The following is a 20,647-nucleotide window of genomic DNA, read 5'->3' as shown; positions in this document are numbered from 1 at the left end:
CCATGATGAACCTCGCCGAATATCGACGGACGTCAAGCCGCCTCGCGGACTTCCTGCCCTGGGCCGCGCTCGCGGGCGAGGGCGTCGTCCTCAACAAGGACGGGAGCTTCCAGCGCACCGCGCGGTTTCGCGGTCCCGACCTCGACTCTGCGGTTCCCGCCGAGCTCGTCGCCGTGGCCGGCCGGCTGAACAACGCCTTCCGCCGCCTCGGCTCGGGATGGGCGATCTTCGTCGAGGCGCAACGCCATGGCGCCGGGGCCTATCCCGCGGGCCGCTTTCCCGACGCCGCGTCCGCCCTGGTCGACGCCGAACGCAAGGCGGATTTCGAGGAAGACGCCTCGCATTTCGAGTCCAGCTATTTCCTGACCTTCGTCTATCTGCCGCCAGCGGAGGACGCCGCCCGCGCCGAGAGCTGGCTCTATGAAGGCAAGGCCGAGAACGGCATCGACCCTTACGAGGCGTTGCGCGGCTTCGCTGATCGCACCGACCGCGTGCTCCAGCTCATCGAGAATTTCATGCCGGAATGCGCCTGGCTCGATGACGGCGAGACGCTGACCTATCTCCATTCGACCGTCTCGACGAAACGCCATCGCGTGCGCGTGCCTGAGACGCCGATATATCTCGATGCGCTGCTGGCCGATCAACCGCTCACCGGCGGGCTGGAACCGCGCCTGGGCGACGCCCACTTGCGTATCTTGACGATCGTCGGCTTCCCGACCGCGACCACGCCCGGTCTGCTCGACGACCTCAATCGGCTCGCCTTTCCGTATCGCTGGTCGACGCGCGCCGTCCTTCTGGACAAGACCGACGCCACCAAGCTGCTCACCAAGATCCGGCGGCAGTGGTTCTCCAAGCGCAAGTCGATCGCCGCGATCCTCAAGGAGGTGATGACCAACGAGGCCTCGGCGCTGATCGATACCGACGCGGCGAACAAGGCGGCCGATGCCGATCTCGCGCTCCAGGAGCTCGGCGCCGACTATGCCGGCCAGGCCTATGTCACCGCGACGGTCGCCGTCTGGGACGCCGATCCACGCATCGCAGCCGAGAAGCTGCGCTTGGTGGAGAAGATCGTTCAGGGCCGCGACTTCACCGCGATGGCGGAGACGATCAACGCCGCCGACGCCTGGCTCGGGTCGCTGCCCGGCCATGTTTACGCCAACGTCCGGCAACCGCCGATCTCGACGCTCAATCTCGCCCACATGATCCCGCTGTCGGCGGTGTGGGCGGGGCCGGAACGGGATGAGCATTTCGGTGCGCCCCCCTTGCTGTTCGGCAAAACCGAAGGGTCAACCCCGTTCCGGTTTTCCCTTCATGTCGGCGACGTCGGTCACACGCTCGTCGTCGGGCCGACCGGCGCCGGCAAGTCCGTGCTGTTGGCGCTAATGGCGCTTCAGTTCCGGCGTTATTCGGGCTCGCAGGTTTTCGCCTTCGATTTTGGCGGCTCGATCCGCGCGGCGGCGCTCGCCATGGGCGGCGATTGGCACGATCTCGGCGGCGGACTGACCGAAGGCGCGGACGACAGCGTGTCGCTGCAACCGCTTAGCCGTATCCACGACGTGCCGGAACGCGCCTGGGCCGCCGACTGGATCGTCGCGATCCTGATGCACGAGGGCGTGACGATCTCGCCGGAGGTGAAGGAATATATCTGGACGGCGCTGACCTCGCTCGCGAGCGCGCCTGTTGGCGAGCGCACCATCACCGGGCTTGCCGTCCTCCTTCAATCGAATGACCTCAAGCAGGCGCTACGACCATATTGCGTCGGCGGCGCCTATGGCCGGCTGCTCGACGCCGAAAGCGAGCACCTTGGCGCAGCCTCGGTCCAAGCGTTCGAGACCGAGGGCTTGATCGGAACTGGCGCGGCACCGGCCGTGCTCGCCTACCTGTTCCATCGCATCGCGGATCGCCTGGATGGCAGCCCCACGCTGCTCATCGTTGACGAAGGCTGGCTGGCGCTCGACGACGAGGGCTTCGCCGGTCAACTCCGCGAATGGCTGAAGACGCTGCGCAAGAAGAACGCCTCCGTCGTCTTCGCCACCCAGTCGCTCTCCGACATCGACGGTTCGGCGATTGCGCCCGCCATCATCGAGAGCTGCCAGACCAGGCTCCTGTTGCCGAACGAACGCGCGATCGAACCGCAGATCACCGCGATCTACCGGCGCTTCGGCCTCAACGACCGCCAGATCGAGATCCTCGCCCGCGCGATGCCCAAGCGCGACTATTACTGCCAGTCCCGCCGCGGCAACCGGCTGTTCGAGCTCGGCCTATCCGACGTTGCGTTGGCGCTGTGCGCCGCCTCGTCGAAGACCGACCAGGCCGCCATCGAGCGCACTATCGCCGAGCATGGCCGCGAGGGCTTCCTGCCGGCCTGGCTGCGGTTGCGTGGCGTCGCCTGGGCGTCCGACCTCATTCCCAACCTCACCAACCTGGAGAGCAAGCCATGATCTTCCGTCGCTCACGCGCGGCGTTTCTCGCCGCGTCCATCCTTTCAATTCCCGTGGCGCTATCGCCCGTGATGGTCTCGCCCGCATCCGCGCAATGGATCGTCTACGACCCGACGAACTACGTGCAGAATGTTCTCTCCGCAGCTCGCGCGCTGGAGCAAATCAACAATCAGATCACATCGCTTCAGAACGAAGCGACGATGTTGATCAACCAGGCGCGTAACCTCGCGAGCCTGCCGTACTCCTCGCTTCAGCACCTGCAGCAGTCCGTGCAGCGAACGCAGCAGCTCCTACAGCAGGCCCAGCGCATCGCCTACGACGTCCAACAGATCGACCGGGCCTTCACATCCACCTACGGCAATGCGTCGATGTCGGCGTCTGACCAGCAACTCGTGGCGCAGGCGCGCGAGCGCTGGCAGAACACCGTCGGCGGATTGCAGGACGCCATGCGGGTGCAGGCCGGCGTCGTCGGCAACATCGACACCAACCGCGCCGAGATGTCGGCGCTGGTCGGTCAGAGCCAAGGCGCGACCGGCGCATTGCAGGCGACCCAGGCCGGCAACCAGCTCCTCGCCCTGCAGGCCCAGCAGCTCGCCGACCTCACCGCCGTCGTCGCCGCCAACGGCCGGGCGCAGGCGCTCCAGTCGGCCGAACAGGCCACGGCCGCCGAGCAGGGCCGCGAGCAGCGCCGGCGCTTCCTGACTCCGGGCACCGGCTACCAGCCAGGCAACGCCAAGATGTTCTACGGCGGCAACTGAGGGGCGGAGTCATGGACGGAAAGATGCTGGCTCGCCTCGGCGCCGTTGTGTTCGTCGCGGTCGCGGTCACCGCGACCGCCATCGAGCTGACCCGAAAGGAGGACGAGCCGGCCGGCTGGTCCGCAGGGCGCGTCGAGAATTCGCAGGCCGATCCGCTCCGCACCGAGCTGATCCGTTGCCAGCGCCTCGGCGATGCCGGCCCCCGTGACGCCGCGTGCCTGCGCGCCTGGGCGGAAAACCGCGAGCGGTTTCTCGCACCGGGCGCGCGACCCAAGGACCGCTTGCCCGACGCGGCGACGGCCCCGCAGCCCCAGTTTGGCGCTGACCTGCGAAACACGACGCTGGACAATCCTACCCCCCGGGAAACAACGCCGCAGCAAGACGAGGCCCGATAGCATCATGGGCGGCACCGGCGTCATCGACCATTTCCTCGAGGTCTTCACCCGTTACATCGATTCCGGGTTCGGTCTGCTTGGCGGCGAGGTCGCATTCATCGCGACCACTCTGATCGTCATCGACGTGACGCTGGCCGCCCTGTTCTGGAGCTGGGGCGCTGACGACGACATCATCGCGCGCCTGGTCAAGAAGACGCTGTTCGTCGGCGTCTTCGCCTACATCATCGGCAACTGGAACAATCTCGCCCGCATCGTTTTCGAGAGCTTCGCCGGTCTTGGCCTGAAGGCCTCCGGCACCGGCTTTACGACAGCGGATCTACTTCGCCCCGGCAAGGTCGCGCAGACCGGCCTCGATGCCGGACGGCCGCTGCTCGATTCGATTTCCAGCCTGATGGGCTACTGGTCGTTCTTCGAGAATTTCATCCAGATCGCCTGCATGTTCCTCGCCTGGGCGCTGGTGCTGCTGGCCTTCTTCATCCTCGCCGTCCAGCTCTTCGTCACCTTGATCGAGTTCAAGCTGACGACGCTCGCCGGTTTCGTGCTCATTCCCTTCGGCCTTTTCGGCAAATCGGCCTTCATGGCCGAGCGCGTCCTCGGCAACATCATCTCCTCCGGCATCAAGGTCCTGGTGCTGGCCGTTATCATCGGCATCGGCTCGACGCTGTTCTCCGAATTCACTGCAGGCTTCGGTGGAGCCAATCCGACCATTGACGACGCCATGGCGATCGTGCTCGCCGCGCTGTCACTGCTCGGCCTCGGAATCTTCGGTCCCGGCATCGCCAACGGCCTCGTCTCGGGCGGGCCTCAGCTCGGGGCCGGCGCGGCGGTCGGCACTGGCCTTGCCGCCGGCGGAATGGTCGCAGCCGGAGGAGCCTCTCTCGGCGCAGCAGCCGGCGGCGTCGGCGCTATGGCCGGCGGAGCGGCCGCCGCCGCACGCGGTGGCGCCGCTATGGCAGGTGGCGCAGCCACTGCCTACAGCCTCGGGGCCGCGGGCCAATCGGGCGCGGCAAGCGTCGCTTCCGGCCTTGGCGGCGTCGCCCGCGCAGCCGGTGGCGCGGCGGCTTCGCCCCTCCGCCGGGCGGCCTCACGCACCGCCGACAGCATGCGGTCGAGCTTCTCGGAGGGCGGGAAATCCGCCTTCGAAGCCACCGGTGGCACTTCGACCATGGGCACGATCGGCGGAGGCACGCCCGAGGCGGCCGCACCGGCTGACGGACCACCGGCCTGGGCTCGCCGCATGAAGCGCTCCCAAACGCTGAGCCATGGCGTGACAGCGGCCGCCCATGCCATTCGCAGCGGCGACAGCCACGGCGGCGGCTCCTCCATCAACCTTTCCGAAAGCGACCGCTGATGTTCAAACGACCCTCCACTCACTACGGCAAGTCCCCCGAACCAGAGACGCCTTACCAGCGGGCCGCCCAGGTCTGGGACGATCGTATCGGCGGCGCTCGCGTCCAGGCCAAGAACTGGCGCCTCATGGCCTTCGGATCGCTGATCCTCTCGGCTGGATTCGCTGCTGCGCTCGTCTGGCAATCAGCGCGTGGCACGGTCGTACCCTGGGTGGTGCAGGTCGACCGGCTCGGTCAGGCGCAGGCGGTGGCGCCAGCGGTCGCCGACTATCGCCCGACCGACCCGCAAATCGCCTTCCACCTCGCACGTTTCATCGAGCAGGTCCGCTCGATCCCGTCCGATGCCATCATCGTCCGCCAGAACTGGCTGCGCGCCTACGACTTCACGACTGATCGCGGCGCGATGGCGCTGAACGACTATGCGCGCTCGAACGACCCTTTCACCAAGGTCGGCCGGCAGCAGGTCGCCGTCGACGTTTCGAGCGTGATCCGCGCGTCGCCGGATAGCTTCCGCGTCGCTTGGACCGAGCGGCGCTACGAGAACGGCCAGCTCGCCGAGACGACCCGCTGGACCGCCATCCTCACCATCGTCGTGCAGGTGCCTCGCAACGCCGACCGGCTGCGAGCGAACCCGCTCGGCATCTACGTCAACGCCATCAATTGGTCACGGGAGCTTGGGCAATGAAGCCGTCTTTCCGTAAAGCCGGAAGCCCGGCTTCTCACACTTCCACACTCGCGGCTCTGCTGCTTTCAGCAACTGCGCTCGCCGGCTGCGCCACGACGCAGAAGCCGCCCGAGATATCCTATGACGACGCAGCGCCCGCCGTGCAGACGGCCGATCCGGCGGGGCCAGTGCAGGTCGTGGAGCTTCCACGTCCGCTACCGCTGCCAGGACAGATGAAGCCCGTTGAAGAATCGCGCCGAACCCCAGAGCCGACCGATCCGACGGCCCGCGTCAATCAAGCCAATGCGGCTGCGCGCGTGCAGCCAGTCCGAGACGGCTTCATCAATGCGATGCAAGTCTATCCGTACACTGGCGGAGCGCTCTATCAGGTCTATACCGCCGTTGGTCAGATCACCGATATCGCCCTGCAGCCCGGCGAGCAGCTCGTGGGTTCCGGGCCGGTGGCCGCTGGCGACACGGTCCGCTGGATCATCGGCGACACGCAGAGCGGTTCGGGCGCGACCCTGCAAGTCCACATCTTGGTGAAGCCGACCCGCGCCGACCTGATGACCAACCTGGTCATCAACACCAATCTGCGGACTTATCACCTGGAACTGCGCTCGACGGAGCGCACCTATATGGCGTCGGTCTCGTGGCAGTACCCGCAGGATCAGCTCATCGCCCTGCGCCGCCAGAACGCGCAGGCCGAGGCAGCGCGTCCCATCGCCACCGGCGTCGACCTCGCCAACATCAACTTCCGCTATGCCATCGAGGGCGATCGTGCGCCCTGGCGGCCGCTGCGGGCCTATGACGACGGACGGCAGGTCTTCATCGAGTTTCCGCGCGGCATCGGCCAGGGCGAGATGCCGCCGATCTTCGTGGTCGGCCCCGAGGGCAACACCTCCGAACTCGTGAATTACCGCGTCCGCGGCAACTACATGATCGTCGATCGCTTGTTCGCGGCCGCCGAGCTGCGCTTCGGCGCCGGTGACCACCAGAAGCGCGTTCGGATCACCCGCACCGATGGGAGGCCGGCGTCGTGAGCGAGCCTGAAGCCCGGAAAGAGGATGAGGATGATGCACCGCTGACCGGGTCGACCGCCGATGCGGTCGCCCCGATGCGGCTTCGTGCGGAGGCTCCGCGCGTTACGCGGCTGTCGCGCAAGGTGCTTGCCGGCATTGGTCTCGTGGCGAGCGTGGGCCTGGGCGGAGCGCTGATCTACGCCCTTCAGACGCGCGACGGCGGCAAGTCCGCCGAAGAACTCTATTCGACCGAAAACCGATCGACCGCCGACGGCTTGGCGGGCTTGCCCCGCGACTACAGCGGTGTGCCTCAGCTTGGCCCGCCGCTACCCGGCGACCTCGGTCGTCCCATCCTCGGCGCGCAGAATCGCGGCCAGCCCGTGCCCAACCCCGGCGTAGCATCACCCAATCCTGGTCTCAGCGCCGAGGAGCAACGCCGCCTGCAGGAAATTGAGAGCGCCCGCACCGCCAAGCTCTTCGCCGGCACGGAGAACCGGCCGACGCCATCATCAGCCTCTGGCACTGCGACGGCTGTTCCGCCACCAATACCTGACCTCGCCAGCCTCGGGCTTGCTCCCCAGCCAGCGACGTCGTCGGCCCAGGATCGGCAACTCGCCTTCCTCAACGCCGCCGCCGATCGCCGCACCGTCTCGCCGGATCGCATCGTGGCTCCGGCGTCGCCGAACATCCTTCAGGCGGGTGCCGTGATTTCGGCCGCGCTCATCACCGGCATCCGGTCCGATCTTCCGGGCCAGATCACCGCGCAAGTGACGGAGAACATCTATGACAGCCCGACGGGCCGCATCCTTCTTGTACCCCAAGGCACGCGCATCATCGGCCAGTACGACAACAATGTTCAGTTCGGACAAAGCCGCGTGCTGCTGGTCTGGAACCGGCTGATCTTCCCGAACGGCCGCTCGATCGTGCTCGAGCGTCAACCTGGCGCTGATGTCGAAGGTTATGCCGGCCTCCAGGATGGCGTCGACTATCACTGGTGGGATCTCGCCAAGGCTGCGGGCTTGTCCACGCTGCTGAGCATTGGGGCAGAGCTCGCCACCAACGACGACGACCGCCTGATCCAGGCGATCCGCAACGGCGGGCAGGACACCATCAACGATGCCGGTCAACAGATCGTTCGCCGCCAGTTGAACATCGCCCCGACCTTGACGATCCGCCCGGGGTTCCCCGTTCGCGTCATCGTTACCCGCGACCTCGTACTCGAACCCTACGGAGGCTGACATGGCGAAGCTGAAGCTCGGGGCCGTTGCCGACGACAAGCCGGTCAAGCTCGTGATCGAATTTCCGGCGACCGTTCATCGCGATCTGGTCGCTTACGCGGAAATCCTGGCCCGCGAGACCGGCCATCCAGTAAGCGACCCGGCCAAACTGATCGTCCCCATGGTGGAGCGCTTCATGGCCACCGATCGCGGCTTCGCGAAGGCCCGGCGACCGCGTCAGTCGCCCGCGGGCAAGGAGGGATAGCGCTCTTGCAGCAGGTTGATGAAACCCGCCAGTGCCGGATTGTCGTTATCACCCTGCCAATAGGCTGCGTAGTTGATCCGGCTCGGACCATTGCCGTCCCGCGCCTCGCGGCAGACGACGCCTGTATAAGAAGCCCCGATGCAGGCTTCGCACATCAGGCTGACGCCGAAGCCTGCTCCCACGAGGCTCTTGATGTTCTCGCGGCTGACATCGTGACTGATGACCTTGGGCCGTTCGCCCGGCGCGGCGAGCTTCGCCAGCAAGATATCCTGGATCTCCGGCCCGGGATCGCGCTGGCTGAAAAGGAAGGTCTCGTCCTTCAGATCGGTCCAATAGACGATGTTGTTGCCGGCCAATCGATGACCTTCGGGCAGCGCGACCATGATGCGCTCGCTCCAGAGCCCCATGACCTTCCCCCCCGCGAGAGATCGGATCGCCCGTCACGATGGCGACATCAAGCCGGCCAGCGTCGACGCCGGCGAACAGGCATGCGCGTGCGCCTTCATATGTCTGGATTTCGACCTTGGGGAACCGCGATGCATACTCGATCAGGCTGGCCCGCAGGTTCCCGGCCGACAGCGAGGTGTAGAACCCGACCGTGAGGCGGCCGGCCTCGCCTCTGCCTATGTCCTTGGCGGTCGCGGCCATATGATCGACCGTTTCGACGAGATGCCGGGATGTCCGCAATATCTCGACGCCAGCCGTAGTCGGCCGAACGCCACCGCTGGTTCGTTCGAACAACACGACGCCCAGACGCTCTTCCAATTGCGAAATGCAGCGGCTCAGGGTCGATTGCTTGCCCCCAAGCGCCTCAGCCGCCCGCCGAAAACTGCCATAGTGTGCAGCTGCGACCACATAGCGCAGGTGTCTCAGTTCGATATGCGCTTCCAGCGATCGGAACTCCTCCAGTGATTCCGGCAACCTCCTGTCATGGCACTCCCGAAATTTATGTGCCCGGCCGAGCGGCAACCGCCTCAACCAATATGGGAATTGCGCGCCGGAATTTTGACTGTCCGGGAGCGCAACCGACTCGGATCGGCAGAACTGCTGGTAGGACTGTAATCAGCCCTACATAAAATTGCTATTGAGACGCGTTTGCAAAGATTCCATACGAAATGGACATATTTGTCGGCCGACGTGCTTGACCGCTTCACGGAACTTGGTGTCCAGCGCCCCCAAGCTGTTCGGCGGGCTTGGCGACACAATCTGGCGGACCTCCCGTACCTCAAGCTTTCGGGCCGCATCCGCATCCGCCAAGATCAGTCGGACATGCGTCTAGTCATGTTACAAGCGTGAACGCAAAAGGAGACCGGCCATCGATATGACGCGCGAGACGATCGAAAGACTTCAGGCATGGATCTATCTCGTGGCAATCACGATTGGCCTGATTTTTGGAATGGCAGCACCGGATTTGGGCGGTGTCCTGGAAGTGCTGTTGTGGCCGAGCCTGGCCGCGCTTCTCTACGTTACGTTCACGCAGGTCCCGCTGAATCATCTGCCCGAGGCCTTCCGCGATGGCCGATTCATGGCGGCAATCCTGCTTTCCAACTTCATCCTCGTCCCGTTGCTTGTCTGGGCGCTGCTGCTAGTCGTGCCCGATCAGCCGGCGGTGAGACTCGGTGTGCTGCTCGTCCTTCTCGTGCCCTGTACCGACTGGTTCATTACCTTCACACACTTGGCGCGGGGCGACACGCGGCGAGCGATCGCGGTGACGCCAGTCAATCTGCTGCTACAGATCGCGCTGCTGCCGCTCTATCTCTGGATTTTCATGGGGGAGAGCTTTGCCGAGATTCTTTCAGCCGATCGCATCGCGGCGGTATTCGTCGTGCTGATCCTGCTGCCGCTTGCCCTGGCCTTCCTGACCGAGGTCTGGTCGGAACGGAACGGAGCGCGGAGCGCCGTCGTCGAGCGGCTCGCTTGGTTCCCCGTTCCGCTGCTGGCCCTGGTAGTCTTCCTGATTGCCGGATCACAGGTGGAGGCGGTTGCCGGTTCGCTGCCGGTTCTCGGGCAGGTGCTCCTCGCCTTCCTGCTGTTTCTCGTCGGCGCCGCGGCGATCGGTATCTTCGTGGCGCGTCTATTCTCACTGCCGGTGCCGCAGGCGCGCACGCTGGTCTTCAGTGTGGCGACGCGCAATTCCTTCGTCGTGCTGCCTTTCGCGCTCGCCCTACCCGCGGCCTGGGAGCTGGCGGTAATTGTCATCGTGTTTCAGTCGCTCGTGGAGCTGTTCGGAATGGTCGGCTTTCTGTGGCTCGTGCCGCGCAAGCTGCTTCCTCTGTCCACCTCGGCCTCCTGAGACAGACAACGACTGAGACGGCTTCGTCCGTCGGCACGGGCGGGCTAAGATCAGGCACCATGGCAAGTGAATCACTTCAACCACGTCTGCGTTTCCGGCTCGTCCTGGGCCGGTCGATCGCCATCGGCCCTGGCAAAGCCGATCTTCTGGCAGCCATCGCCGAGACCGGATCGATCTCGGCCGCAGGGCGCTCGATGGGCATGAGTTACAAGAAGGCGTGGTACCTGATCGACACCATGAACCGGTGCTTCCGCGAACCGCTAGTGGTGGCCAGCAAGGGCGGCAGCTCGCGTGGCGGCGCGCATCTGACGGCGATAGGCGAGAAGGTGCTGGAACTTTACCGGTCGATCGAGAATCAGGCGTCCGAAGCGGCGGCGCGCGATCTCGACGCCTTTTCCGACCTTATCGTCGACGAGTCCCCCGAAGGCTGAGTGTTCAAGGCGTACAGCCTTGGCAGGCTGGGTCGCGCCCGATATAGTCAAATGACTACATCGGAACGGAGACGCTCATGATGACCCATTCGGCGATGGCTCATGCCTGGACACGACGTGCTCTTCTCACGCTTGGCCTCGGGGCTGGAGCCGCGATCGCGGCCCTCGCAATTCAGATGACCGGCGCGGATGCCCAGCAGGCGGACGTGCCCGTCATCGCCGCCGCGGCCGACCTGAAATTCGCCGTGACCGAACTCGCCTCGGCCTTCAAGGCGGACACCGGCAAGGAGGTGAAGCTCTCGTTTGGCTCCACGGGCAACTTCGCCACCCAGATCCGCCAGGGCGCACCCTTTCAAGTCTTCATGGCCGCCGATCAGAAATTCATCGCCGATCTTTACAAGGAAGGCTTCACCCGGGACGCGGGCGATCTCTATGCCGAGGGCCGCATCGTGCTGATGGTGCCGCACGGCTCGATGCTGAAGGCCGATGAGGCGATGGACGATCTCGCAGCCCAACTGGCAGCGGGCCGGATCACCCGCTTCGCCATCGCCAACCCCGAGCACGCGCCCTACGGTCTGCGCGCCGAAGAGGCGCTCAAGCATCGCGGCCTGTGGGATAAGGTGCAGCCGCATCTAGTTCTCGGCGAGAACGTCAGCCAAGCGGCCCAGTTCGCGCTCTCGGGCAATGCGCAGGGCGGGATCATCGCCTATTCGCTGGCGCTGGCGCCGGAAGTGCGCTCGCAGGGTCAATTCGCGCTGATCCCCCATGACTGGCACGAACCGCTATTGCAGCGCATGGCGCTGCTGAAGAACGCCGGTCCCGTCGCCGAGGAGTTCTACGCCTATATGAAGACGCCGAAAGCCCGCGAGATCATGAAGAAATTCGGCTTCGTGCTGCCGGCTGAGGGCTGACCCTTTGGATTGGACCGCCCTCTCCCTGTCCCTGAGGCTCGCCGGTTGGACGGTGGCGATCCTCTTGCCGGTCTCCATTGTGGCCGGCCGTTGGCTGGCCTACCGCCAGTTCCGAGGCAAGGGGCTGGTCGAGGCCGTGGTGATGCTGCCGCTGGTGCTGCCGCCGACGGTCTTCGGCTTCTACCTCCTGCTGGCTTTCGGGCGGAACTCGCCCATCGGCGCCTTCTGGCAGGCGGCCTTCGGCCACCAACTGGTCTTCACGTTCGAGGGACTGCTGGTAGCCTCGGTGATCTTCAATCTGTCCTTCGCTATTCAGCCGGCACAACGGGGATTTGAGGCGGTTCCGGTGGAGGTGCGCGAAGCGGCCGCCTGCTGCGGCATGTCGCCGTTGCGCGGCGTCTGGCGGGTCGAGTTACCGCTGGCCTGGCCTGGCGTGATGACGGCCATGGTTCTGACCTTCGCCCATACGCTGGGTGAGTTCGGCATTATCCTGATGATGGGCGGCTCGATCCCTGGCGAAACCAAGACGATCGCCATCTCAATCTACGACCGGGTGCAGGGCTTCGACATGGCCGGCGCCGGCATCATGTCGGCGACCCTCGTGGCGATTTCACTCTTCACCATCGCGGCGACCTACATGCTGTCGGCGCGCGTGGGACGGAGACTGTCCTGATGGCGCTGGAAGTGATGGCACGGGCGGCAGCCCCCATTCCGCTCGAGGCTTCATTCCGCGCCGAACCGGGTGAGCTGCTCGCGCTGGTCGGTCATTCCGGCTCGGGCAAGACGACGCTTTTGCGCACCATCGCGGGGCTCTGGCGGCCGGAGACGGCGCGGGTGGCGGTGGATGGCGAGGTGTGGCTCGACACGACTGCCGGCGTGAACCTGCCGCCCCACAGGCGGCATGTCGGCATTGTGTTCCAGAACTATGCGCTGTTTCCGCATATGACGGCGGCGCAGAACGTGACCGCGGCGATGGACCGGGGAGCGCCGAACCCGCGGGCCGAGGCCGAGCGGCTTCTCGCCCTCGTGAACATGCCAGGGCTAGCCAATCGCAAGCCAAGCCAGCTTTCGGGCGGCCAACAGCAGCGCGTCGCGGTAGCGCGCGCGCTGGCCCGCCGCCCGCAGGCGCTTTTGCTGGACGAGCCGTTCTCGGCCGTCGACCGAGCGACGCGCGAGCGGCTGTACGATGAGATCATCGCTTTGCGCGCCCATCTCAAAATGCCGGTGGTGCTCGTCACCCACGACATGAACGAAGCTCAGTTGCTGGCCGACCGGATGGTTGTGATCGAGAATGGGCGCGTGGTGCGTGAAGGCACGACGGCGGAGGTGATGGCCGATCCCGAAGCCCTGCGTGCCATGGGCATCCGCGAGGTCGCCGCTATGTTGCCGGCGATCATTGTCGAGCATTTGGATGACGGGCTGACTCGGCTCGACGCCGCCACGGGTCCGCTGTTCCTGCCCACCATCGAGAGCGCACCTGGCACGCGGGTGCGCGTGCGCATCATGGCGCATGAGGTCATTTTGGCGCGGAAGCGGCCGGAGGGCCTTTCCGCGCAGAACATCCTCGCGGGGAAAGTCGCCGGCATCGTTCCCGGCACAGGGCCGGGCGTGATCGTCCACGTCCAGGTGGGCGATGGTGAGATCCTCGCCCGCATCACGCGCCGTGCCGTCGAGCAACTGGGCCTCAAACCCGGCGATGACGTCCACGCCATCGTCAAGTCGATGTCGGTCGCCCGCGATCACGTCGCCCGTGCCCCGACCCACAACGAGGCAGCGCAATGACGCAGGTCGACCGCCCTGCGATGGCCTTCGGCTGGGGTGCCATGATCGGAACGCTCGGCGGCCTGATCGGCCTCGGCGGCGCGGAATTCCGCCTGCCGGTGCTGATCGGGCTATTCCGGTTCGCCGCGTTGGAGGCAATCATCCTCAACAAGGCGATGAGCCTGGTGGTCGTGGCCTCAGCCCTGCCGTTCCGCGCCGGTACGGTGCCGTTCGCCGTCGTTGCCGATCACTGGTCCGTCATCGTCAATCTTCTCGTTGGCAGCCTGCTGGGCGCCTGGCTCGGGGCCGGCTGGGCGGTTCGCATGAAGGCCCATGTGCTTTATCGCGTCATCGCCTTGATGCTTGTCGGCATCGCGATCGTGCTGCTGTTCGGACACGACGCGGATGGCTCCGGCGTCCCGCTGATGGGCGGGATCGCGCAGGCCATCGCAGGCGTCGCCGCGGGGTTCGTCATCGGCGTGGTCGCTTCCCTGCTCGGCGTGGCGGGTGGCGAGATGCTGATCCCGACGCTGGTGCTCCTGTTCGGCGCTGACATCAAGCTTGCCGGCAGCCTGTCGCTAGCGGTCAGCTTGCCCACCATGATCGTTGGCTTCACCCGCTACAGCCGTGACAGCAGCTTCGCAGTGCTCGGCCGCAACCGTCGCTTCATCCTCATCATGGCGTTGGGTTCGATTGCCGGATCGCTCGTAGGCGGCCTGCTGCTCGGCATCGTGCCAGCCGCGATCTTGCTGCCGGCGCTGGCGGCGATCCTGCTGGTCTCGGCGGTCAAAGTCTGGCGGCACGCCTAGCTATAGAACGGGACGAGACCGACTTAGGCACCAGCGGCAACGCTGTTTAGTATCGATTGACTTGTTACGGCCGTTACAATATTTTTGAGACATGGCATCTCACTCATGGCTCCTCCTCACCTACAAAGTTCCGCCCGAGCCGGCTTCCAAGCGCGTCGCAATCTGGCGGCGGCTGAAAGGCATGGGCGCCGTCTATCTGCAGAACGGCGTCTGCTTGCTCCCGAAGACGGACGATCATGTGCGGCGCCTCAAAATGCTGGAGAACGACGTCGCCGAAGTCGCCGGTGAATCGGTGCTTCTGGAGACGGTCGCGCTCGACCGTAGCCAGGAAGAAAAGGTCGTCGGTCGCTTCAAGGCCGACAGGGACGAGGCCTACCGCGAGTTCATTGACAAGTGTGACGACTTCGAAAAAGAAATCGCCAAGGAAACGGCAGCGGAGCACTTCACCTATGCCGAGCTGGAAGAGAACGACGTCGATCTGAAGAAACTCAAGGGCTGGATCGAGAAGATCCGGAAACTCGACTTCTACGGCGCACCCCTGGCGGCTGAGTCGGTTGAGCGGCTGAAAGCCTGCGAAGGTCTGCTCGATACATATGCGCAACGCGTCTTCGACGCCCATGACGAGAACAAATGAAGGGGGCGCTCAGTGACGCTAACCATCCTGACCTACAACACGCTTTTTGCCGGCCGCGACGGCGGTGATGATCGCCGGGCCGCGGCGCAGATCAAGTTGATCGCCGGCATCAAGCCCGACGTCTTCCTGATGCAGGAGGCAAAAGGGTTCGATGCCGCAGGCGGCGCACTCTTGCACGCGCTTGAAGCTAGGATCGGCATGCGCGGCTTCCTCGCAGTCGCGCCGCGCACCGGGCAGAACGTCGCGATCTTCATTCGCGAACCGCTCAAGCCGATCTCCTTCGAAGCGGACAGCGCCAATTTCCACCACACGCTGGCCACGCTCAAAGTGAAGCTGCGGGGCAACGAGCGGCCCTTGACGCTGATTAGCGCCCATCTCTGCCCAAATGGCCCGGCAATCCGTCGGCGCGAGGCCGCACACCTCGCGGTCCAGGCCGCGCCGGATACCCTCGCGCTTCTCACCGGCGACTTCAATTCCGCGTCGCCGCACGATCCCGAGCCGGCGGGGTTCGACACGCTGCCGGCGCACCATCGCACCCGTTATCTCGCCGACGATCTGAAGGCGGCCGACCGCAGCGTGCTCGCCCATCTGGAGGCCGCCGGGTGGGTCGATGTCGGCCATGTCCTCGACAAGGCGATCACGCCCACCGTGCCGACGGCCGGGTTCGTAGGCACGGAGTTCGCGGCGATGCGCTGCGACTATGTGCTGGCAACAAAGGCCTTGGCGGCAAGCGCTGCCAGCTACGAGGTCGTCCGCGCGCCTGCGACGAATATGGCTTCGGATCACTATCCCATTGTCGCAACCTTCGAGGTGGCGCCATGACTTCGAATACGGAGGCCGTCGCAACAACCCCCAACGGCCAGCCGAAGGGCTGGTTCAACCGGACCGTGGCCGGTGCGGGGCTCACCAGCGCGCTCGGGGATTTCTGCTACGAGACGACGACGGTCATCCTGCCGGGCTTTCTTGCCGTTCTGGGCGTGCCGGCGGCGGCGCTCGGCATCATCGAGGGCATTGCCGACGCCGTGGCGAGCTTCACCAAGATGATCGCCGGCTACATCGCCGACAAATTCGGCCATCGCAAGCTGCTGGTGCTGGTCGGCTATGGCCTGACCCCGCTCGGCCAGGTGCTGATCGCGCTTGCCGTCGGCTGGCCGCTCATCCTGCTCGGGCGCATCGTGTCCTGGTTCGGCAAGGGCCTGCGCGGCCCGTTGCGCGACGCCATCGTCATCCAGTCGATTGCGCCGGATAAGCGCGGACGGGCCTTCGGCTTCCATCGCGCGATGGACACCATCGGCGCGGTCGCCGGACCGCTGCTCGGCGTCGCCTTGCTCGGCTGGGCGCAGCATCTCCAATGGGAGGCGCCAGAAGATCCCTTCCGGCTGGTGTTCTGGCTGACGCTCATTCCTGGCGTCCTCGCGGTGCTCGCGTTTCTGGTGCTCGTTCGTGATCCCGAGCAATCGCCGAACCCGGGACTGAAGTTGTTCTCGACGCTGCGGGGCCTGCCGGCGCGCTTCAAGCGCTACCTTGCCGCGGTCGGCATTTTCGGGATGGGCGATTTCTCACACAGCCTGCTCATTCTGGCCGCGACGCAGATGCTGACGCCTTCGATGGGCGTGATCGAAGCCGCCCAGGTCGCGGGCCTGCTCTATGTCTGGCGCAATATCGTCCAGGTCGCGATTTCCTATCCGATCGGCGTGTTGGCGGATCGCTACGGCCAGCGCAGCGTGCTGATCGCGGGCTATAGCTTGGGCGCACTCACTGCGGCGCTGACCGCGTACGCTTTCGCCACTGGCGCGGGCACCGTCGTGATGCTTGCCGGAATATTCTTCGTTGCTGGCCTCTATGTCGCCGTTCAGGAAGCCCTTGAATCGACCGTGACCGCCGAGATGGTCAGCCAGGATACGCTCGCGACGAGCTATGGGGCGCTCGGCACGGTCAACGGCGCAGCGAAGTTCGTATCCAGCGCGGCCGTCGGTGTGTTGTGGACCGCCGTATCACCCACCTTCAGCTTCGCTGCTGCGGCCATCTTGATGGCCGCAGGCACTCTCGCTCTCATGCGCCTTCGATAGGAGGGCGATTTGAGTGGCCGACTTCAAGACCCACTCGGCGTCCTAGAAGCCAACCACCTGTAAGCCCCACGAAGGGCCGATTTTGCCGCCCGGCCTCCGTTATGCTTCGGCGCGCTGCCGTAATTGCCAACGAGAGGAGCTGAGCCAAGTTTGCATTATGCCGCCTTGCGTTCAGCGGTTCGATAGAGTCCATATCCGACTTTGATGAGCAGTCCCTCGTTGCACATACGGCTCAGGTAGCAACGGGGAATTCCAATGTCCGTGAGATCGCGTGTTCGCACCACGCCGCGCTCATTGGCCAGGGCGACGGCTCGGTCCCTCAGCGAGGGTTTTGGGCCGCCGGCGAGGCGTAGCGCCTCTGCGCGATCCCGGTCGCGCTTGCGCATTTTAGGCAGTTCTGGCGTAGTTGGGAGTAGGGAAATCGAGAACTCGTAGTTCGCATCTTCGCCGACCCCGGGGAGCCATTCTTTCCAGACATTGTCAGAGACGTATTCACCGCTGCACGGGCAGCGGCCGGACACGCATGTCTGCGCATCCGGCCAGCATTCTTCACGCCTTCACCAGTCCCTGCACGATGCGGCGCGCCACCGGCGCGACCACCAGCACAACCGGAAACGCCACCAGCCATGAGGTGAGCCAGGCATCGGTCCACAGCGTCATGAAGCTTTCGACCCAGCCGGCGGTGCGCAGCGTGGCGATGCCCGAGACGATGAACGACATCAGGGCGGAGAGCACAAAGCCGAAGACAACGGGGGCAAATCGGGGGGAGATCATCTTTGTTTTCCTTTCGGGTTTGGGAGAGCGGTTTAGAGTGCCGCCGTCAAGCGCGCGGCGATGAACAGTCCGGTGCCGAACACCAGATGGGTGATCAGGCTGCGCAGGCGCGAAGCCGTCGGGTCGGGCATGCGCGACGAGGCGATGCCCATGCCGAAGGCCGGCTGCATCACCAGGAACGGCATGGCGACGGTGACCAGCCCGGTGAGCAGGGCCGGCAGGATCGTGGGCGCCTGCAGCCAGCCGGCGCCGAACACGGCGACGAGGCCGGCGGCAAAGGCGATGCCGATGGCATAATGCGCGGCCCAGCCGATGGCCGCCTCGCCCGCCACCGGCGCCGCCTTGCCGATGCCGGCATGGCGGAACTGCCCGCGCGGCATATGGCCGAGCCAGCGGCCCACCAGACGGTAATCCAGGCCGTTCACGCCATAGACGCGCCGGAGCACCAGGCCCCACAGATCCATCGCCAGCGTGGCGCCAACGCCGACGGCGACAATACGCAATATCAACTCCGACATTTCTTTCACCTCTTGTGTCTCAAAAAAACCGGGCTTGCTTCGGCCGGGAATAAGACTACCCTACAAGTTCAAGTTCACTTGAGGTCAAGACGGAATCTCTTCGGCATGCCATTGCTCGATATCGCCGAGGTGGCCCAGCGCTCAGGGCTTCCCGCCTCCGCCCTGCGCTTCTATGAGGAAAAGGGCCTGATCGTTTCGGTCGGCCGGCGCGGCCTGCGCCGCCTGTTCGAGCCCAATGTGCTGGAGCGGCTGGCGCTGATCGCGCTGGGCCGCATTGCCGGATTCAGCCTGGAGGAAATCGCCGCGATATTCGGCCCCAATGGCAAGGTTCGCATCCGGCGCGAGGCATTGAATGCCAAGGCCGACGAGCTGGACAACACCATCCGGCACCTGGCCGCGATGCGCGACGGCCTGCGCCATGCCGCCGTGTGCAAGGCGCCCAGCCACATGGAATGCCCCAGCTTCCGCCGGCTGGTGCGGGTGGCCGGCGCCGGCAAGCTTGGCACGCCCGAGACCGTGAAGACAAAACGGCGCCGGCGCGCCTCATAGGCGAATTGTAGCGATACATCTGCGGACTTGCCTTTATGCGGGCCGCGCGGCCAGACTTGGCCCATGACCGACGACATCAACCTGCCCCTCATCCTGCTGGCCGCGCTGATGGCGACATCCAGCCCCGGCCCGGCCACCGTCACCATCGCCGGCACCTCGATGAAGGCCGGGCGCAAATATGGCCTTGCCGTGGCCAGCGGGATCAGCAGTGGATCGCTGATGTGGTCGACGGCGGCGGCCTTCGGCCTCGGCGCGGTGATGCTGGCCAATGCCTGGGTGTTCGAACTGCTGCGCTATTGCGGCGCGGGATACCTGATCTTCCTGGCCATCAAGTCGGCCCGCTCGGCGCTGACACTCGGCGAAATGGAACCGAGGGGCTTGGCGAACCCGACCTGGAAACGCGCCTATGCCGCCGGCCTTGGCCTGCACCTGACCAACCCGAAGGCGATCCTGTTTTTCGGCTCGCTCTATGCCGTGGGCGTGCCGGCCCATGCCGCGCCGTCCACGCTGCTGCTGATCATCGCCGCCGCGGCGATCCAGAGCGCGCTGGTCTTCCATGGTTATGCCCTGCTGTTTTCCAGCCCGCCGGTGGCGCGCGGCTACATGCGTCTGCGCCGCTGGTTCGAGGGGGCCTTTGCGCTGGCCTTCGGCTATGCCGGGGTGAAGCTGCTGACCACCCGCCTACAATAACGGCCCATTTTTCATTAAAAACAACGCCTTACGCTCAGAATCGGTCGCAAATGGCGCCGGTCGGGCTTCATTAAATCCGTCACATTCCCCAAAAGTGATAGCGCATACACGTTCCGGTTTGGCGAACATTGGGTTATTATGCGCGCGACACGGGAGACAAAGTCAGTGGCGGACAGCTCGCTGAACTACATCGCTGAAAGCCGGCCATCAGGCGGGCCACCGGGCGGACCGACCGACGGTTCGACGCCTGACCGGCGGTCGTGGAAGGTGCTGATCGTCGACGACGAGCCCGATGTCCATTCCCTGACCAAGCTGCTGCTGCGCAATTTCAACTACCGCAAGCGCGGCCTGAGTTTCCTGAGCGCCTATTCCGCCACCGAGGCGCGCGACGTGATGCGCGAGCATCCCGACACCGCGCTGGTGCTGCTGGACGTGGTGATGGAAACCGAGCATGCCGGGCTGGCACTGGTGGACTACATCCGCAACGACCTGGCCAACAAGTCGACCCAGATCGTGATCCGCACCGGCCAGCCGGGCCAGGCGCCGCCGCTGACCGTGGTGTCGAACCACGGCATCAACGACTACAAGGAAAAGACCGAGATCACGCAGCAGAGCATGATCCTCACCGTGGTGAAGGCGCTGCGGCTGTATGAGGAATTCCTGCCGAGCTACATCGCGGCGGCGAAATTCGCCAGCCTGACCGACCGCGCCCGCAACGGCGCCGACGACCGCGAGCTGCTGCGCCTGCTGCGGCAGGAAGCCGATATCGGCGAGGATGGCGTGCTGCCGCGCCCCAGCGAACCGGCCGATCCGCGCCTGGCCGCGCTGACCGACCGCGAACGCGAAGTTCTGAAATGGGTCAGCCAGGGCGATTCCAACAAGGCCATCGCCATCCGCCTCGGCGTGCAGGAAGTGACCGTGAAGGCGCATCTGCGGCAGATCTTCGCCAAGCTGCAGGTATTCAACCGCACCCAGGCCGCCTCGTTGGCCCTGCGCCTGCTGGAACGCGACGCCGATACCGGCCGCTGAGCCTTTTTCCATCTGACACCGGTTCCATCTGACACCGGAAAAAATGCCGCGCCGGATTGATCCGGCCG

At 65.2% G+C, this 20,647-nt stretch carries 24 protein-coding genes and 1 pseudogene; 20 read left to right on the top strand and 5 right to left on the bottom strand.

Annotated features, from left to right (window positions below):
* Positions 1-2 precede the first annotated feature (2 nt).
* From trbE to ACK4FJ_RS14685, 8 genes are all read left to right on the top strand, one after another.
* Positions 3-2,441: a conjugal transfer protein TrbE gene (gene trbE, locus ACK4FJ_RS14720; protein WP_409767472.1), complete on the top strand. Its 2,439-nt coding sequence runs from the start codon at positions 3-5 to the stop codon at positions 2,439-2,441.
* Complete coding sequence (gene trbJ, locus ACK4FJ_RS14715; protein WP_409767471.1) at positions 2,438-3,199, top strand: P-type conjugative transfer protein TrbJ; 762 nt, start codon at positions 2,438-2,440, stop codon at positions 3,197-3,199. Before trbE ends, trbJ begins: the two co-directional genes overlap by 4 nt.
* 11 nt (positions 3,200-3,210) lie before the next feature.
* Positions 3,211-3,594: a putative entry exclusion protein TrbK-alt gene (gene trbK-alt, locus ACK4FJ_RS14710; protein WP_409767470.1), complete on the top strand. Its 384-nt coding sequence runs from the start codon at positions 3,211-3,213 to the stop codon at positions 3,592-3,594.
* A 4-nt stretch (positions 3,595-3,598) separates the two neighbouring features.
* Positions 3,599-4,945, top strand: coding sequence for a P-type conjugative transfer protein TrbL (gene trbL, locus ACK4FJ_RS14705; protein ID WP_409767469.1), 1,347 nt, complete (start codon positions 3,599-3,601; stop codon positions 4,943-4,945).
* The gene (gene trbF / locus ACK4FJ_RS14700) at positions 4,945-5,628 is read left to right on the top strand and encodes a conjugal transfer protein TrbF (protein WP_203192636.1); all 684 of its coding nucleotides are present in this window, start codon (positions 4,945-4,947) and stop codon (positions 5,626-5,628) included. The genes trbL and trbF overlap by 1 nt, the downstream gene beginning before the upstream one ends.
* A complete protein-coding gene (gene trbG, locus ACK4FJ_RS14695; RefSeq protein ID WP_409767468.1) occupies positions 5,625-6,650 on the top strand; it encodes a P-type conjugative transfer protein TrbG in 1,026 nt (341 codons plus the stop codon). The genes trbF and trbG overlap by 4 nt, the downstream gene beginning before the upstream one ends.
* A 74-nt stretch (positions 6,651-6,724) precedes the next feature.
* Positions 6,725-7,867 carry a TrbI/VirB10 family protein gene (locus ACK4FJ_RS14690; protein ID WP_409767571.1) on the top strand — a complete coding sequence of 381 codons (1,143 nt, stop codon included), beginning with the start codon at positions 6,725-6,727 and terminating at the stop codon, positions 7,865-7,867.
* Between the two features lies 1 nt (position 7,868).
* Positions 7,869-8,111, top strand: a complete 243-nt coding sequence (locus ACK4FJ_RS14685) for a DUF2274 domain-containing protein (protein WP_409767467.1) — start codon at positions 7,869-7,871, stop codon at positions 8,109-8,111.
* Here ACK4FJ_RS14685 and ACK4FJ_RS14680 read toward each other — a convergent pair.
* Both ACK4FJ_RS14680 and ACK4FJ_RS14675 read right to left on the bottom strand, forming a co-directional pair.
* A complete protein-coding gene (locus tag ACK4FJ_RS14680) occupies positions 8,084-8,518 on the bottom strand; it encodes a LysR family substrate-binding domain-containing protein (RefSeq protein ID WP_409767466.1) in 435 nt (144 codons plus the stop codon). The genes ACK4FJ_RS14685 and ACK4FJ_RS14680 overlap by 28 nt on opposite strands.
* Positions 8,519-8,546: 28 nt before the next feature.
* A pseudogene (locus ACK4FJ_RS14675) lies at positions 8,547-8,966 on the bottom strand (LysR family transcriptional regulator); the annotation flags it as partial.
* A 466-nt stretch (positions 8,967-9,432) separates the two neighbouring features.
* On the opposite strand from ACK4FJ_RS14675, the gene ACK4FJ_RS14670 reads away from it, so the two are divergent.
* The 9 genes from ACK4FJ_RS14670 to ACK4FJ_RS14630 all read left to right on the top strand — a co-directional run bounded on the left by ACK4FJ_RS14670 (position 9,433) and on the right by ACK4FJ_RS14630 (position 17,019).
* Entirely contained in the window at positions 9,433-10,404 is a 972-nt protein-coding gene (locus tag ACK4FJ_RS14670) for an arsenic resistance protein (protein ID WP_409767465.1), read from the top strand.
* A 59-nt stretch (positions 10,405-10,463) separates the two neighbouring features.
* The gene (locus tag ACK4FJ_RS14665) at positions 10,464-10,835 is read left to right on the top strand and encodes a winged helix-turn-helix domain-containing protein (protein ID WP_409767464.1); all 372 of its coding nucleotides are present in this window, start codon (positions 10,464-10,466) and stop codon (positions 10,833-10,835) included.
* A gap of 77 nt (positions 10,836-10,912) precedes the next feature.
* On the top strand, positions 10,913-11,746 hold the full coding sequence (modA, locus tag ACK4FJ_RS14660) for a molybdate ABC transporter substrate-binding protein (protein ID WP_409767463.1): 834 nt from the start codon (positions 10,913-10,915) through the stop codon (positions 11,744-11,746).
* A gap of 4 nt (positions 11,747-11,750) precedes the next feature.
* Positions 11,751-12,419, top strand: a complete 669-nt coding sequence (gene modB, locus ACK4FJ_RS14655) for a molybdate ABC transporter permease subunit (protein ID WP_409767462.1) — start codon at positions 11,751-11,753, stop codon at positions 12,417-12,419.
* Complete coding sequence (modC, locus tag ACK4FJ_RS14650; RefSeq protein ID WP_409767461.1) at positions 12,419-13,528, top strand: molybdenum ABC transporter ATP-binding protein; 1,110 nt, start codon at positions 12,419-12,421, stop codon at positions 13,526-13,528. Before modB ends, modC begins: the two co-directional genes overlap by 1 nt.
* Entirely contained in the window at positions 13,525-14,316 is a 792-nt protein-coding gene (locus tag ACK4FJ_RS14645) for a TSUP family transporter (RefSeq protein WP_409767460.1), read from the top strand. The genes modC and ACK4FJ_RS14645 overlap by 4 nt, the downstream gene beginning before the upstream one ends.
* Before the next feature lie 91 nt (positions 14,317-14,407).
* Positions 14,408-14,950 (top strand): Chromate resistance protein ChrB, encoded by a 543-nt coding sequence (locus ACK4FJ_RS14640; RefSeq protein ID WP_409767459.1) that lies wholly within the window; start codon positions 14,408-14,410, stop codon positions 14,948-14,950.
* Between the two features lie 12 nt (positions 14,951-14,962).
* Entirely contained in the window at positions 14,963-15,772 is an 810-nt protein-coding gene (locus ACK4FJ_RS14635) for an endonuclease/exonuclease/phosphatase family protein (protein WP_409767458.1), read from the top strand.
* Positions 15,769-17,019: an MFS transporter gene (locus ACK4FJ_RS14630; RefSeq protein ID WP_409767457.1), complete on the top strand. Its 1,251-nt coding sequence runs from the start codon at positions 15,769-15,771 to the stop codon at positions 17,017-17,019. The genes ACK4FJ_RS14635 and ACK4FJ_RS14630 overlap by 4 nt, the downstream gene beginning before the upstream one ends.
* A gap of 155 nt (positions 17,020-17,174) precedes the next feature.
* Here the strand turns inward: ACK4FJ_RS14630 and ACK4FJ_RS14625 are convergent, their stop codons facing one another.
* The 3 genes from ACK4FJ_RS14625 to ACK4FJ_RS14615 form a co-directional block, all read right to left on the bottom strand.
* The gene (locus ACK4FJ_RS14625) at positions 17,175-17,405 is read right to left on the bottom strand and encodes a type IV toxin-antitoxin system AbiEi family antitoxin domain-containing protein (RefSeq protein ID WP_409767456.1); all 231 of its coding nucleotides are present in this window, start codon (positions 17,403-17,405) and stop codon (positions 17,175-17,177) included.
* Between the two features lie 163 nt (positions 17,406-17,568).
* Positions 17,569-17,793, bottom strand: coding sequence for a DUF2798 domain-containing protein (locus ACK4FJ_RS14620; RefSeq protein ID WP_409767455.1), 225 nt, complete (start codon positions 17,791-17,793; stop codon positions 17,569-17,571).
* A 32-nt stretch (positions 17,794-17,825) separates the two neighbouring features.
* Entirely contained in the window at positions 17,826-18,311 is a 486-nt protein-coding gene (locus ACK4FJ_RS14615) for a DUF2938 domain-containing protein (RefSeq protein WP_409767454.1), read from the bottom strand.
* Positions 18,312-18,416: 105 nt separating this feature from the next.
* Here ACK4FJ_RS14615 and ACK4FJ_RS14610 point away from each other — a divergent pair, with 105 nt between their 5' ends.
* The 3 genes from ACK4FJ_RS14610 to ACK4FJ_RS14600 all read left to right on the top strand — a co-directional run bounded on the left by ACK4FJ_RS14610 (position 18,417) and on the right by ACK4FJ_RS14600 (position 20,579).
* Positions 18,417-18,860, top strand: coding sequence for a helix-turn-helix domain-containing protein (locus ACK4FJ_RS14610; RefSeq protein ID WP_409767453.1), 444 nt, complete (start codon positions 18,417-18,419; stop codon positions 18,858-18,860).
* A gap of 63 nt (positions 18,861-18,923) precedes the next feature.
* Entirely contained in the window at positions 18,924-19,550 is a 627-nt protein-coding gene (locus tag ACK4FJ_RS14605) for a LysE family translocator (RefSeq protein WP_409767452.1), read from the top strand.
* Positions 19,551-19,715: 165 nt separating this feature from the next.
* On the top strand, positions 19,716-20,579 hold the full coding sequence (locus ACK4FJ_RS14600) for a LuxR C-terminal-related transcriptional regulator (RefSeq protein WP_409767451.1): 864 nt from the start codon (positions 19,716-19,718) through the stop codon (positions 20,577-20,579).
* The last annotated feature ends 68 nt before the right edge of the window (positions 20,580-20,647 follow it).

Source organism: Ferrovibrio sp. (genome assembly GCF_046297595.1).
Taxonomy (GTDB): Bacteria; Pseudomonadota; Alphaproteobacteria; order Ferrovibrionales; family Ferrovibrionaceae; genus Ferrovibrio.
The sequence above is the reverse complement of the archived record's forward strand: the minus strand, read 5'-3'. Positions and strand labels throughout refer to the sequence as shown.